The sequence below is a fragment of the Nocardioides mangrovi genome, from assembly GCF_020073815.1.
Lineage (GTDB): Bacteria > Actinomycetota > Actinomycetes > Propionibacteriales > Nocardioidaceae > Nocardioides > Nocardioides mangrovi.
Map to the genome: position 1 here is coordinate 30,665 of NZ_JAIQZJ010000025.1, position 14,354 is coordinate 45,018.

Consider the following 14,354-nt stretch of genomic DNA (forward strand, 5'->3'; position numbering starts at 1 on the left):
CATGGCCAAGCGCAACGCCGCCGCTCACGCCGGCCGCACGTTGCTCGTCTTCGCCGCCGCCGTGGCCGTCCTGTACGGCCTCGTGGCCATCGGCGGCAACTGGAAGCCCCAGCTCGGCCTCGACCTCCAGGGCGGCACCCGGATCACGCTGACCGCGGCCGACAACCCCAGCAAGGACAACCTGGAGGAGGCCGCCAAGATCATCGACGAGCGCGTCAACAGCTCCGGCTTCTCCGAGGCCGAGGTGACCACCCAGGGCGACCAGTACATCGTGGTCGAGGTCCCGGGTGACACCTCCAACAGCCTCATCGAGACCGTCGAGCGGCAGGCGCAGCTGCGCTTCCGCACCGTGGCGTGCTCGAGCTCGGTCCCCGGTCCATGCGCCACCTCCAGCACCGACACGGGCACCGGCACCCAGACCCTGCCCAACAGCTCGACCGGCTCCAGCTCCGGCAGCGGCAAGTCCGGCAACAGCAAGGGCGACACGTCGGGCAAGGGCAGCGCGAAGAACCGCCCCGGCTTCCTGGTCGACAAGACCAAGTCGGCCACGAAGGCGGACAAGAGCAAGGGCGCCAAGCCCTCGTCCTCCGCCTCGCCGTCGGACTCCGCCACCCCGACCGAGACCGCGACCCCGAGCGAGTCGCCCAGCGCGAGCACCGGGTCCGACTCCGGCAACGACAGCAAGGCCCAGATGGGCCTCGACTTCATGTCGAGCCCCGGCCAGGACGCGATCGACGCCTACAACGCCTACAGCTGCCCGGCCAAGAAGCCGGTCGAGGACAAGGCCGACCAGTTCCTGGTCACCTGCGGCACGGGTGACACCGCCGGCCAGAAGTACCTCCTCTCGCCGGCCGTGATCGAGGGCACCGACCTCACCGACGCGAGCGCGGGCGTCCAGTCCGGCCAGGTCGCGTGGCAGGTCAACCTGACCCTGGGCGGCGACGCGAAGAAGACCTTCGCCGACCTGTCCCGTGCGATGTACACGACCGACCAGCAGTTCGCGATCGTCCTGGACGGCAACGTCATCTCCGACCCCGGCTTCGACGGCGTCATCACCGACGGCAACGCGATGATCAGCGGTGGCTTCACCGACCAGACCGCGAAGTCGCTCGCGACCAGCCTGAAGTTCGGCGCGCTGCCGATCTCCTTCGAGAAGGACGGCAAGCAGGTCGAGCAGATCGGCCCGTCGCTGGCCGGCAACCAGCTCACCGCGGGCCTCACTGCCGGCGCGCTGGGCCTGATCCTGGTGATGATCTACTGCCTGCTCTACTACCGCGGCCTCGGCCTCGTGGTGCTCGCTTCGCTGCTGACGGCGGGCGCGATCACCTACGCCCTGGTCCTGCTGCTCGGGCACACCGCCGGCTTCACCCTCACCCTGCCCGGCATCGCGGGTCTGATCATCGGCGTGGGTGTCACCGCCGACTCCTTCATCATCTTCTTCGAGCGCATGCGTGACGAGATGCGTGAGGGCAGGTCGATGCGGGTCGCGGTGGAGACCGGTTGGCGACGGGCCCGCAAGACGCGTCTGGCGGCGAACGTCGTGTCGCTGCTGTCCGCGGCGGTGCTCTACTTCTTCGCGATCGGCGTCGTGAAGGGCTTCGGCTTCGCGCTGGGCCTCTCCACGCTCATCGACCTCGCGATCCTCTTCTGGTTCACCAAGCCGATGGTCACCTTCCTGGCCCGGTTCAAGTTCTTCAACGGTGGCGGCGAGCTGTCCGGGCTGAGCGCGAGCACGCTCGGCATCGACCGGGTCGCGCCGTCGACGGGAGGCAAGGCCTGATGGGCAAGTTCTCACGGCTCGGCAACGAGCTCTACCAGGGACGCAAGTCGATCGACTTCGTCCACCGGCGGATCCTCTGGTACAGCATCTCCGGCACCCTGGTCGCCCTGGCGATCCTGGTGATCCTCATCAAGGGCCTGAACTTCGGCATCGAGTTCACCGGCGGCACGCAGTACACCATCAGCGACCTGTCCTCCGACGTCGCCGGGCAGAGCACCGCCGACGAGCTGCGCGACGACATCGGCAGCTCCTCGATCGACACCGCCTCGGAGCCCACGGTCACCACCTCGGGCGAGTCCTCGCTCATCGTCCAGACCGAGGACCTCAGTGCCGCCGACGACGTGGTCGTCCGCGGCATCATCAAGGACGTCACCGGGGCCGACGCGGACCAGATCTCCAAGACCGAGATCGGCGCCAGCTGGGGTCAGGACGTCGCCAAGAAGGCCATCACCGGCGTCATCATCTTCCTGCTCCTCGTGGTGCTCTTCATCTGGGGCTACTTCCGCGAGTGGAAGATGTCCGTGGCCGCGCTGGTCGCCCTGTTCCACGACATCGCCCTGACGGTCGGCGTCTACTCGCTGTCCGGGTTCGCGGTGACACCCGCGGCGGTCACGGGCCTGCTCGCGATCCTGGGCTTCTCGATGTACGACACGGTCGTGGTCTTCGACAAGATCCGCGAGAACACCCACGAGCTCCGGAACACCCGGCAGACCTACGCCCAGGCGGCCAACCTGGCGGTCAATCAGACCCTGGTCCGCTCGATCAACACCTCGATCGTGGCCCTCATCCCGATCGGCGCGATCCTCTACGTCAGCGCCGTGCAGCTGGGCGCCAGCTCGCTGAAGGACCTCGCGCTCGCGCAGTTCGTCGGCATGGCGGCCGGTGTCTTCTCCTCGGTCTACATCGCCCCCCGCGTGCTGGTGCACCTGAAGTCCAACGAGACCGAGGTCAAGCTGGCCGAGCGTCGCGCCAAGGCCGCCGAGCGCCGCAACGCCGACCGGTACGCCGCGGTCCCGTCCTTCACCGAGGACATGCCGGTGGGCGACGAGCCGGGTGCCGACGACGAGCTCCGCGAGGAAGCTCCGGTCTCCGGCGGTCCGGTCGTCGAGCGGGCGCCCCGCTCTCCCGAGGCGATGGGCCGCGGCCGCAACGTCCCGCAGCAGAGCCGCCCGGTGCAGCAGAGCGCCGCGTCCGGACGCCAGCAGCCGACCCGGCAGACGAAGTCCAAGCGCGGCAAGAAGTGACGCCCGGGCTCGAGCGGGCGCTCTCGCTCATCGCGGACGTGCCCGACTTCCCCGAGCCCGGGATCCTCTTCAAGGACATCACCCCGCTCCTGGACGACGCGACGGCCCTCGGCTCCGTGGTCGAGGCGCTGGCGGCGCCCGGCCGCGACGACGCGGGCCGCCCGGTCGTCGACAAGGTCCTCGGCATGGAGTCGCGCGGCTTCATCCTCGGCGCCCCGGTGGCGCTCGCCCTCGGCGTCGGCTTCGTCCCGGTCCGCAAGGCCGGCAAGCTGCCCCGCCCGACGTACGCCGTCTCCTACGCCCTCGAGTACGGCGAGGCCACGCTCGAGGTGCACCAGGACGCGCTCCAGCCGGGGGACCGGGTGCTGCTCGTCGACGACGTGCTCGCGACCGGTGGCACCGCGAAGGCGACGGTCGACCTGGTCGGCATGTGTGGCGGCTCGGTGCACGCGGTCGCGATGCTGATGGAGCTGAGCTTCCTGCCGGGGCGGGCCGCCCTCGACGGCGTCCCCCTCACCACGCTCCTCAGCGTCTAGCCAGCACCGGCCCGCCACGTAGACTGGCCAGCGTGACCGAGGAGCGCACCGCACCGCCCGAAGAGCGGGAGCGTCGCGCGCCCGAGGCGGCCCCCTCCACGCGGAGCATGCGGGCCCGGCTGGCCCGGATGGGCACCCGCAACCAGACCGCCAACCCGGTCCTCGAGCCGCTCTTCCGATCGGTGCGCGCCAACCACCCGAAGGCCGACCTCGGCCTGCTCGAGCGGGCCTACCTGACCGCCGAGAAGATGCACGGCACCCAGACCCGCAAGAGCGGCGACCCCTACATCACCCACCCGCTCGCGGTCACCACGATCCTCGCCGACATCGGCATGACCGAGCCGACGCTGGCCGCCTCGCTGCTCCACGACACCGTCGAGGACACGCCGTACACCCTCGAGCAGGTCCGGCAGGACTTCGGCGACGAGATCGCCCAGCTCGTCGACGGCGTGACCAAACTCGACAAGGTCAAGTACGGCGACTCCGCGCAGGCCGAGACGATCCGCAAGATGATCGTCGCGATGTCGCGCGACATCCGGGTGCTGGTCATCAAGCTCGCCGACCGGCTCCACAACATGCGCACCCTGCGCTACGTCCGGCAGGAGACCCAGGAGCGGGTCGCCCGCGAGACCCTCGACATCTACGCCCCGCTGGCCCACCGGCTGGGCATGAACACCATCAAGTGGGAGCTCGAGGACCTCGCGTTTGCGACCCTGCACCCCAAGATCTACGACGAGATCGTGCGGATGGTGGCCGAGCGGGCGCCCTCGCGCGACCAGTTCCTGGCCGAGGTGATCTCGCAGGTCCAGGCCGACCTGCGCGAGGCCAAGGTCAAGTGCACCGTCACCGGCCGCCCGAAGCACTACTACTCGATCTACCAGAAGATGATCGTCGGCGGCCGCGACTTCTCCGACATCTACGACCTGGTCGGCATCCGGGTGCTCGTCGAGAACGACCGCGACTGCTACACCGTCCTCGGCGTGCTCCACTCGCGCTGGAACCCGGTCCTCGGCCGGTTCAAGGACTACGTCGCGATGCCGAAGTTCAACATGTACCAGTCGCTGCACACGACGGTGATCGGCCCGCAGGGCAAGCCGGTCGAGCTGCAGATCCGCACCTACTCCATGCACCGCCGCGCCGAGTACGGCGTCGCCGCGCACTGGAAGTACAAGGAGGACGGCCGCGCCGGCGTCGACACCGACCGGCTCGCCGACCAGGACGACATGACCTGGGTGCGCCAGCTGCTCGACTGGCAGAACGAGGTCGAGGACCCGGGCGAGTTCCTGGAGTCGCTGCGCTTCGAGATCAACCGCGCCGAGGTCTACGTCTTCACCCCGCGCGGCGACGTGATCGCGCTCCCGGCCGGCTCGACCCCGGTCGACTTCGCGTACGCCGTGCACACCGAGGTCGGCCACCACACCATCGGCGCCCGCGTGAACGGCCGCCTGGTGCCCCTGGAGTCGGGTCTGGAGAACGGCGACGTGGTCGAGGTCTTCACCTCCAAGTCGCCGACCGCCGGTCCGTCGCGCGACTGGCTCGCCTTCGTGAGGTCTCCGCGGGCCCGCTCGAAGATCCGTCAGTGGTTCACCAAGGAGCGGCGCGAGGAGGCGATCGACCAGGGCAAGGAGCAGATCGCCAAGCTCATGCGCAAGGAGGGCCTGCCCCTCAAGCGGCTCATGACCCACGAGTCGCTGATGCTCGCCGCGACCCACTTCAAGCTGACCGACGTCTCGGCTCTCTACGCCGCCGTCGGCGAGGGCAACCTGTCCGCGCAGGCCGTCGTACGCCGGGTCATCGACCTGCACGGCGGCGACGACGGGGCGGCTGAGGACCTCGCCGAGGGCGTCACGATCACCGGCCGCCGGTCGCGGGCGAAGGTCCAGCCGGGCGGCGACTCGGGCGTCATCGTCAAGGGCGCGGCCGACGTCTGGGTGAAGCTGGCGAAGTGCTGCACCCCGGTGCCGCCCGACCCGATCCTGGGCTTCGTGACCAAGGGCGGGGGAGTGTCGGTGCACCGCCAGAACTGCACCAACGCCTCGAGCCTGCAGTCCCAGCCCGAGCGGCTCATCGACGTCGAGTGGGCGCCGACCGGCCAGTCGAGCTTCCTGGTCAACATCCAGGTCGAGGCGCTCGACCGGGCCCGGCTGCTCTCTGACATCACGATGGCGCTCTCCGACGCCCACGTGGACATCCTCAGCGCCAACCTCTCGACGACCCGCGACCGGGTCGCCAAGAGCCGCTTCACCTTCGAGATGGCCGAGGCCAAGCACCTCGACACCGTGCTCAAGGCGGTCCGCTCGGTCCCCGGCGTGTTCGACGCCTATCGCGTGACCCAGTAGCCGTCGTACCTGACGGAATGGTCGTGGATCCGCACGGATCGCGACCGAGACGTCAGGTACGACGCGCGGCGCCGGTCAGCTGAAGTCGGCCGAGGCGCGCTTGGCCATCTCCAGGAAGGACTTGCGGGACTCGAGGTTGTCCTCGAGCTCGGTGACCTTCTTGGCGTTGCCGGCGGCCCGGGCCTTCTCGAGGTCCTTCTCGACCTGGGCGATCGCCGCCTCGAGCTTGGAGACCATGTCGTCGGCGCGGGCGGACTTCTCCGGGTCCGAGCGACGCCACTGCTCGTCCTCGGCGCCGCGGATCTCCTGCTCGACCTTGCGCATGCGGCCCTCGAGCTCCTTCATGCGGTCGCGCGGCACCTTCCCGGCGGCGTCCCAGCGGTCCGCGAGGTCGCGGAACGCGCGCTTGGCGGCGTCGATGTCGCCGGTCTCGCGCAGCGGGGGGAGCAGCGCCTCGGCCTCGACGAGCAGCTCCTCCTTGACCACCGCGTTGGCGGCGAACTCCTGGTCCTGCTCGGCGGCCGCGGCGTCGCGGGCCCCGAAGAAGGTGTCCTGGGCGCCCCGGAAGCGCTTCCACAGCGCGTCGTCGACCTCGCGCGGCGCCGGGCCGGCGGCCTTCCACTGGCGCATCAGGTCGCGGTAGCGCCCGGCGGTCGGGCCCCAGTCGGTCGAGGTCGCCAGCGACTCGGCCTCGGTGGCCAGCCGCTCCTTGACACCCCGTGCCGCGTCGCGCTTCTCGTGCTGCTCGGCGAAGTGCGCCTTGCGGCGCCGGGTGTACGCCGTGCGCGCGGTCGAGAAGCGCCGCCAGAGCGCGTCGTCGGAGGCGCGGTCGATGCGGGGGAGCGCCTTCCACTCGTCGAGCAGCTCGCGCATCCGGTTGGCGCCCTGGCGCCAGTCCTGGCTCTCGGCGAGCGTCTCGGCCTCGGCGACGATCTTCTCCTTGCCGGCCCGCGCCTCGGCGGACTTCTGCGCCCGCTCGGCCTTGCGCGCCTCACGCTGCTGCTCCAGCAGCGGCGCGAGCGCGTCCAGGCGGCCGGTGAGGGCGGCCAGGTCGCCGACGGCGTTGGCGGTCTCGACCTGCTCGCGCACGGTCCGGACCGAGGACGCCGCCTCGTCGGGCGACATCACGCCCGAGGAGACGCGCTGCTCGAGCAGGTCGACCTCGAACGCGAGCGCGGCGTACCGCTCGGTGAAGAAGGTGAGTGCCTCTTCCGGGGTGCCCTCGGGGTACTGTCCGACGGAGCGCTCGCCGTCGGCGGTCCGCACGAAGACGGTCCCGTCGTCGTCGACTCGTCCCCACTCATGACTCGTCACAGGTGCACTCCACTCGAAGCTCGTCCGTCGTTCCGGGCAACCGGTCGGGGACCATGCTAGTCAAGGCCGGGACCGGGGCGCAGATACCGATGCGACGGGTGGACGCCGTGCTCGATAGTCTGCCGGGGTGTTGATCGCCGGCTTTCCCGCGGGTCCGTGGGGCACCAACTGCTACGTCGCCGCCACCGGACCCGGCAGCGAGTGCGTCGTGATCGACCCCGGCAAGGACGCCGCCGGCGGCGTCGCCGACGTGGTCCGGGAGCACCGTCTCAAGCCGGTCGCCGTCCTGGTCACGCACGGGCACGTCGACCACATGTGGTGCGTCGCGCCGGTCGCCGGCACCTACGACGCGACCGCGTGGATCCACCCGGCCGACCGGCACCTGCTCGCGAACCCGATGGCCGGGATGTCCCGCGAGACGACCGCCATGCTGCTCGGCGGCAGCTACGAGTTCGCCGAGCCCGACGACGTCCGCGAGCTGACCGACCTCCAGGAGCTCGAGATCGCAGGCCTGCGCTTCGTCGTCGACCACACCCCGGGCCACACCGAGGGGTCGGTGACCTTCCGGACGCCGTACGACGCCCCGAGTCCCGGGGCAGCGGACGTCTCCGAGGTGATGTTCTCCGGCGACCTGCTCTTCGCGGGCTCGATCGGCCGCACCGACCTGCCCGGCGGCGACCATCTGACGATGCTGCAGAGCCTCAAGAGCAAGGTGCTTCCCCTCGCCGACGACGTCGTCGTGCTCCCGGGCCACGGTGAGCAGACCTCGATCGGCCGGGAGCGCGTGACCAACCCCTTCCTCCAGGACCTCTGATGGCTTCCAAGATCGCCCCGCTGAGCGGGTTCCCTGAGCTCCTGCCCGCAGACCGGGCCGTGGAGCGGCAGGTCGTCGAGACCCTGTCGCGCACCTTCGAGCTGCACGGCTTCGCCAACATCGAGACCCGCGTCGTCGAGCCCCTCGACCGGCTCGCCAAGGGCGGCGAGATCGACAAGGAGATCTACGTGCTCCGCCGGCTCCAGGCCGGCGACGAGGACGGCGACTCCGGGCTCGGCCTGCACTTCGACCTCACGGTGCCGTTCGCGCGCTACGTGCTCGAGCACGCCGGCCACCTGGAGTTCCCGTTCCGCCGCTTCCAGATCCAGCCGGCCTGGCGGGGCGAGCGGCCCCAGGAGGGCCGCTACCGGCAGTTCACCCAGGCCGACGTCGACATCGTCGGCAAGGACGTCCTGCCCTTCCACCACGACGTCGAGGTGATGCGGGTGATGGTGGACGCGCTCGACGCGCTGCCGATCCCGCCGGTGAGCTTCCAGTTCAACAACCGCAAGCTGATCCAGGGCTTCTACCGCGGCCTCGGCCTGCCCGACGTGACCACCGCGATCCGCACCATCGACAAGCTCGACAAGCTCCCCGCCGAGCAGGTCGCCGCGCTCCTCGTGAGCGACGCCGGGGCGACCCCCGAGCAGGCGCAGCGCTGCCTGGAGCTCGCGACCATCCGGGTCGCCGACACCTCCTTCGTCGACCGGGTGCGGGCGCTCGGCGTCGAGGACGAGCTGCTCGACGAGGGCCTGGTCGAGCTCGCCGCCGTCGTCGAGGGCTGCTCGGCGGGGGACCACCGCCACGTCAGCGTGGAGGCCAACCTGCGGATCGCGCGGGGTCTCGACTACTACACCGGCACCGTCGTCGAGATCTTCATGGAGGGCTACGAGCGCCTGAAGTCGGTCGGCGGCGGCGGCCGCTACGACGCGCTCGCGACCGACGGCCGCTCGACGTACCCCGGCGTGGGCGTGTCGTTCGGCGTCTCCCGCAGCCTCATCCCGCTCCTCGCCGACGGGGTGCTCGCCGGCAGCCGGCCGGTCCCGAGCGCCGTGCTCGTCGCCGTCGCCGATGAGGAGACCCGCGCGCAGAGCACCGCCGTCGCGACGGCGCTGCGCGCTCGCGGCATCCCGTGCGAGGTCGCGGCGTCCGCGCAGAAGTTCGGCAAGCAGATCCGGTACGCCGAGCGCCGGGGCATCCCCTACGTGTGGTTCCCCGGCGAGGCCCACGAGGTCAAGGACATCCGATCCGGGGACCAGGTCGCCGCCGATCCGGCCGACTGGACCCCACCCATCGAGGACCTGCGACCGCAGGTGCTAGTCAAGGAGACAGAGAAGTGATCCGCACCCAGGACGCCGGCGCCCTGACGCTGCCTGCGCACGTCGGCCAGACCGTGACCCTCGCCGGATGGGTGGCCAACCGGCGCGACCACGGCGGGGTCGCCTTCATCGATCTCCGCGACGCCTCGGGCGTCGTCCAGGTGGTGATCCGGGACTCCGAGGTGGCGCACCCGCTGCGCAACGAGTTCTGCCTGAAGGTCACCGGTGAGGTGGTCGAGCGCACCGAGGGCAACATCAACCCGAACCTGCCCACCGGCGCCTACGAGGTCGTGGCGACCGACGTCGAGGTGCTCAGCGCCGCGGCCCCGCTGCCCTTCCCGATCAGCGACCACGTCGACGTCGGCGAGGAGGCGCGCCTGCGCCACCGCTACCTCGACCTGCGCCGCAGCGGCCCCGGCGCCGCGATCCGCCTGCGCAGCAAGGTCAACAAGGCCGCGCGCGACGTGCTCGACGCGGAGGGCTTCGTCGAGATCGAGACGCCGACCCTGACCCGCAGCACCCCCGAGGGCGCCCGCGACTTCCTGGTTCCCGCGCGCCTGCAGCCGGGCAGCTGGTACGCCCTGCCGCAGAGCCCGCAGCTCTTCAAGCAGCTGCTGATGGTCGCCGGCATGGAGCGCTACTTCCAGATCGCCCGCTGCTACCGCGACGAGGACTTCCGCGCCGACCGGCAGCCGGAGTTCACCCAGCTCGACATCGAGATGAGCTTCGTCGAGCAGGACGACGTCATCGCCGTCGCCGAGCAGATCCTGGTCGCGCTCTGGAAGCTGATCGGCCACGACGTACCCGTGCCGCTGACGCGGATGACGTACGCCGAGGCGATGGCCCGCTACGGCTCCGACAAGCCCGACCTGCGGATGGGTCAGGAGCTCGTCGACTGCACCGACTACTTCAAGGACACCCCCTTCCGCGTCTTCCAGGCGCCGTACGTCGGCGCCGTCGTGATGCCCGGGGGAGCGAGCCAGCCGCGCAAGCAGCTCGACGCCTGGCAGGAGTGGGCCAAGCAGCGCGGCGCGCGCGGCCTCGCCTACGTCCTGGTCCAGGAGGACGGCGAGCTCGGCGGGCCGGTGTCGAAGAACATCTCCGACGAGGAGAAGGCCGGCCTGGCCGCCCACGTCGGCGCCCAGCCGGGCGACTGCGTCTTCTTCGCCGCCGGCGCGGTGAAGTCGAGCCGTGCGCTGCTCGGCGCCGCCCGCCTCGAGATCGGCCGCCGGTGCGGCCTGATCGACGAGAACGAGTGGAGCTTCCTCTGGGTCGTCGACGCGCCGCTCTTCGAGCCGGCCGACGACGCCACGGCCGCCGGTGACGTCGCCGTCGGCAGCGGCGCCTGGACCGCGGTCCACCACGCCTTCACCTCGCCGCAGGACCTCGACACCTTCGACCAGGACCCCGGCAACGCGATCGCGTGGGCCTACGACATCGTCTGCAACGGCAACGAGATCGGCGGTGGCTCGATCCGTATCCACCGCGACGACATCCAGAAGCGCGTCTTCGCGATCATGGGCATCGACGAGGACGAGGCGCAGGAGAAGTTCGGCTTCCTCCTCGAGGCGTTCAAGTACGGCGCGCCGCCGCACGGCGGGATCGCCTTCGGCTGGGACCGGATCGTCGCCCTGCTCTCGCGCAGCGACTCGATCCGCGACGTGATCGCCTTCCCCAAGTCCGGCGGCGGCTTCGACCCGCTCACCGCCGCGCCCGCTCCGATCACCCCGGAGCAGCGCAAGGAGGCGGGGGTGGACGCCCGTCCGGAGCCGAAGGCCGACCCGCAGGACGCCACCCCACCCGCGTGACCTGCGTCCCCGCGACGTAGCCTGTCGCCAGCCTGTGACCTAAAGATCCTGCCGTCCGAGCGCCCCCGCGGCGCAAGGACGGTGGTGATCACGATGGAGTCACGAAGGCTGTCGCGCTCCAGGACCATTCCGACGAATGCGGCTGGCGCCGGGTCGAGATCAGATCGTTACACGCAGAAGATCGGTTCCTCGCCCGGTGTCACATAGAGTCGCTGCCGGTTCGTGGGTCCGGAGCCGTCACCCCGGCAAGGGATCCCGACGCCATGCACGATCCGATCAGACAGAGGTGCCATGACCGCCAGTCCGGTGAACGAGCGCGAGCCCGAGAGCGCCCAGCAGGCTGCCGACAGGCGAGCCGCTTCAGGCCCCGCGAGCAAGTCGCCCACGCAGCTCGCGATGGCGCGGTTCCGCAAGGACAAGAAGTCGATGGCCGCGTTGGTCATCGTCATCCTCTACCTCCTCGCGGCGATCGCGGGCCCGATCCTGAAGCTGGCGGGGGTGCTCGACCCGTTCAGCTCCGACCAGGACGCGATCGGTCCCGACGCGCTGCCGAGCGGCAAGTGGTGGGGCATCACGTGGGACCACCCGCTGGGCATCGAGCCCGGCATCGGCCGCGACGTGCTGAGCCGGATCTGGCTCGGCCTGACCTACTCGCTGACCGTCGCCCTCGCCGCCTCGGTGATCGCGGTCCTCCTGGGCGTCGTGCTCGGCATCATCGCCGGGTACGCCGGTGGCTGGGTCGACGCCATCATCGGCCGGCTCATCGACCTGGTGCTCGCCTTCCCGCAGACGCTGCTGCTGCTGGCGGCCTCGTCGGTCGGCATCGCGCTGCTCACCGACACCTTCCACGTCCCCGCCGGGCCGCTGGCCCAGGGTCTCTTCGTGATCCTGGTGCTCGGCCTCTTCGGCTGGACCGGCACGGCCCGCCTGATCCGCGGACAGGTGCTGTCGCTGCGCGAGCGCGAGTTCGTCGACGCCGCGCGGCTCTACGGCGCGAGCCGCCGCCGCATCTGGTTCAAGGAGCTGCTGCCCAACCTGTGGGCACCGGTGCTGGTCACCTTCACGCTCTACATGCCGGCCTTCATCTCCGCCGAGGCGGCGCTGTCCTACCTGGGCGTGAGCGTGCGGCCGCCGACGCCGACGCTCGGCAACATCCTCAAGGACTCGATCCAGTACGCCACCGGCGACTTCATGTACTTCTTCATGCCGGCCTTCCTGATCGCCCTCATCGTGGTCTCGTTCAACCTGCTCGGCGACGGCCTGCGCGATGCCCTGGATCCCAAGGGCGACCGCTGACCGCGCGTCACCCCCACCCCACAGTCTTCGGCGGCACCGCGTCGCCGAACAGTGCCGCCGGTCTCGGCGCGTACACATTCAAGGAGAAGTAATGGCCAACATGCGAAAGCGGATGGTCGCCCTCAGCGCTGCGGCGGCTCTGGCCGTCACCCTCGCGGCGTGCGGGGGTGGCGATTCCGACGGATCGCCGAGCAGCGACGGCGGCTCGGGCGACACCGGCGCCAAGGGTGGGACGCTGCAGTACCTGCAGCACTTCCCGTTCGAGAGCGTTGACCCCCAGCGCATCTACTACGGTGTCGAGCTCGCGAACTTCCGCCGGACGGTGTACCGCTCCCTGGTGGGCTTCCCGTTCGACAACGACCCCAAGGTCGCGAACGCTCCCGTCCCCGACCTGGCCACCGACACCGGTACCTCGACGGAGAACAACAAGGTGTGGTCCTTCACCCTGAAGGACGGCATCAAGTGGGAGGACGGCTCCGACATCACGTGTGAGGACTTCAAGTACGGCGCGTCGCGTGCGTTCGCCGACGACGTGCTCACCGGTGGCGCTGGCTTCTACCTGAAGAGCTACCTGGACATCCCGACCGACCCCAAGGGCGGCTCGATGTACAAGGGCCCGTACCGCGGCGACGGCCAGGAGCTGTTCGACAAGGCCGTCACCTGCGACGGCAAGACGATCACCTACCACTTCAACAAGCCGTGGCCGGACTTCCCGCTGTCCGTCGCGTCGCTGATGGCCACCGACCCCTACAAGGAGTCGCAGGACCACGGTGACAAGTCCAAGTGGACGATCTTCTCGAACGGCCCCTACAAGATCGACGGCAACACCTGGGACGTCGACAAGGGCGCCACGCTGGTCCGCAACGACCAGTACGACGAGTCCACCGACACCCCGGACAAGCTGCGCCTCGCGCTGCCGGACGAGATCGACTACCAGATCTTCACCGCCGCCGAGCCGATCCTCGACCGCCTGGTCGCGGACTCGGACCCGAACGCCATCACCTCGGCCCGCATCGCGCCGTCGTACTTCAGCCAGATCGAGGGCCCGGTCGCTGACCGCGCCTCGCTGGTCGAGTCGCCGTACACCAACTACCTGGTGCCGAACCAGAAGACCCTGACCGACCCGAAGGTCCGCCAGGCGCTGGCTCTCGCCACCGACGTGAACGGCTACATCAAGGCCGAGGGTGGCGACAAGGCCGGTGTCCCGGCCGAGTCGATCATCAACCCGAACCTGCCCGGTTACACCGAGCAGGAGGCGTTCTCCGGCTCCAACGACGGCGACCCCGAGGCGGCCAAGGCCCTCCTCGAGGAGGCCGGCGTCGACATGCCGTACCCGATCACCTACACCTACGGTCAGTCCGAGACCCAGGACAAGACCGCGGCCATCCTCAAGGAGGGCTGGGAGGCTGCCGGCTTCAAGGTCACCCTGGACCCGCTGGCCGACACCTACTACGACGTCATCAACCAGCCCGACAAGGACTCGGACGTCGTGTGGGCCGGCTGGGGTGCTGACTGGCCGTCGGCGATGACGGTCCTGCCGCCGCTGTTCGACTCGCGGACGAACTTCGCCCGTGACGCCAACGGCAACGTCACCAACCTGGGCCAGGACTACGGCTACTACCAGAGCGACGAGTTCGAGGGTCTGATCGACCAGGCGGCCACGGCCCCCGACATCGACACCCAGAACGACCTGCTCACCCAGGCCGACACGGTGCTGGCGAACGACACCGCCTACATCCCGCTGGACACCTCGGTGTTCTACTGGCTGCGTGGCTCGGCGATCACCGGTTTCATGACCGACGCCGCGTCCAACTCCTACCCGGACCTCGGTCCGATCGGGGTTACCCAGTGATCCATTGCCGGTGCTAGTAGTAGTTCACTAGAACCAGCAGGGCGGGGGCCTG

General features: G+C 69.9%; 10 protein-coding genes. 9 read left to right on the top strand and 1 reads right to left on the bottom strand.

The features are described from left to right. Window position 1: 1 nt before the first annotated feature. The 4 genes from secD (at window position 2) to K8U61_RS23690 (ending at window position 5,899) form a co-directional block, all read left to right on the top strand. Window positions 2–1,780, top strand: a complete 1,779-nt coding sequence (gene secD / locus K8U61_RS23675) for a protein translocase subunit SecD (RefSeq protein ID WP_224125475.1) — start codon at window positions 2–4, stop codon at window positions 1,778–1,780. Then, entirely contained in the window at window positions 1,780–3,024 is a 1,245-nt protein-coding gene (secF, locus tag K8U61_RS23680) for a protein translocase subunit SecF (protein ID WP_224125476.1), read from the top strand. The genes secD and secF overlap by 1 nt, the downstream gene beginning before the upstream one ends. After that, on the top strand, window positions 3,021–3,560 hold the full coding sequence (locus K8U61_RS23685) for an adenine phosphoribosyltransferase (RefSeq protein ID WP_224125477.1): 540 nt from the start codon (window positions 3,021–3,023) through the stop codon (window positions 3,558–3,560). Before secF ends, K8U61_RS23685 begins: the two co-directional genes overlap by 4 nt. Before the next feature lie 107 nt (window positions 3,561–3,667). Then, on the top strand, window positions 3,668–5,899 hold the full coding sequence (locus K8U61_RS23690) for a RelA/SpoT family protein (protein WP_224125486.1): 2,232 nt from the start codon (window positions 3,668–3,670) through the stop codon (window positions 5,897–5,899). Window positions 5,900–5,974: 75 nt separating this feature from the next. On the opposite strand, the gene K8U61_RS23695 is transcribed toward K8U61_RS23690, so the two are convergent. Then, complete coding sequence (locus K8U61_RS23695) at window positions 5,975–7,213, bottom strand: DUF349 domain-containing protein (protein WP_224125478.1); 1,239 nt, start codon at window positions 7,211–7,213, stop codon at window positions 5,975–5,977. Between the two features lie 127 nt (window positions 7,214–7,340). On the opposite strand from K8U61_RS23695, the gene K8U61_RS23700 reads away from it, so the two are divergent. The 5 genes from K8U61_RS23700 to K8U61_RS23720 all read left to right on the top strand — a co-directional run bounded on the left by K8U61_RS23700 (window position 7,341) and on the right by K8U61_RS23720 (window position 14,302). Then, window positions 7,341–8,027 carry an MBL fold metallo-hydrolase gene (locus tag K8U61_RS23700; protein WP_224125479.1) on the top strand — a complete coding sequence of 229 codons (687 nt, stop codon included), beginning with the start codon at window positions 7,341–7,343 and terminating at the stop codon, window positions 8,025–8,027. Further along, window positions 8,027–9,367 carry a histidine--tRNA ligase gene (gene hisS, locus K8U61_RS23705; RefSeq protein WP_224125480.1) on the top strand — a complete coding sequence of 447 codons (1,341 nt, stop codon included), beginning with the start codon at window positions 8,027–8,029 and terminating at the stop codon, window positions 9,365–9,367. Before K8U61_RS23700 ends, hisS begins: the two co-directional genes overlap by 1 nt. After that, window positions 9,364–11,154: an aspartate--tRNA ligase gene (aspS, locus tag K8U61_RS23710; protein ID WP_224125481.1), complete on the top strand. Its 1,791-nt coding sequence runs from the start codon at window positions 9,364–9,366 to the stop codon at window positions 11,152–11,154. Before hisS ends, aspS begins: the two co-directional genes overlap by 4 nt. A gap of 291 nt (window positions 11,155–11,445) precedes the next feature. Continuing rightward, entirely contained in the window at window positions 11,446–12,450 is a 1,005-nt protein-coding gene (locus K8U61_RS23715; protein ID WP_224125482.1) for an ABC transporter permease, read from the top strand. Between the two features lie 91 nt (window positions 12,451–12,541). Further along, on the top strand, window positions 12,542–14,302 hold the full coding sequence (locus tag K8U61_RS23720) for an ABC transporter substrate-binding protein (RefSeq protein WP_224125483.1): 1,761 nt from the start codon (window positions 12,542–12,544) through the stop codon (window positions 14,300–14,302). Window positions 14,303–14,354 lie beyond the last annotated feature (52 nt).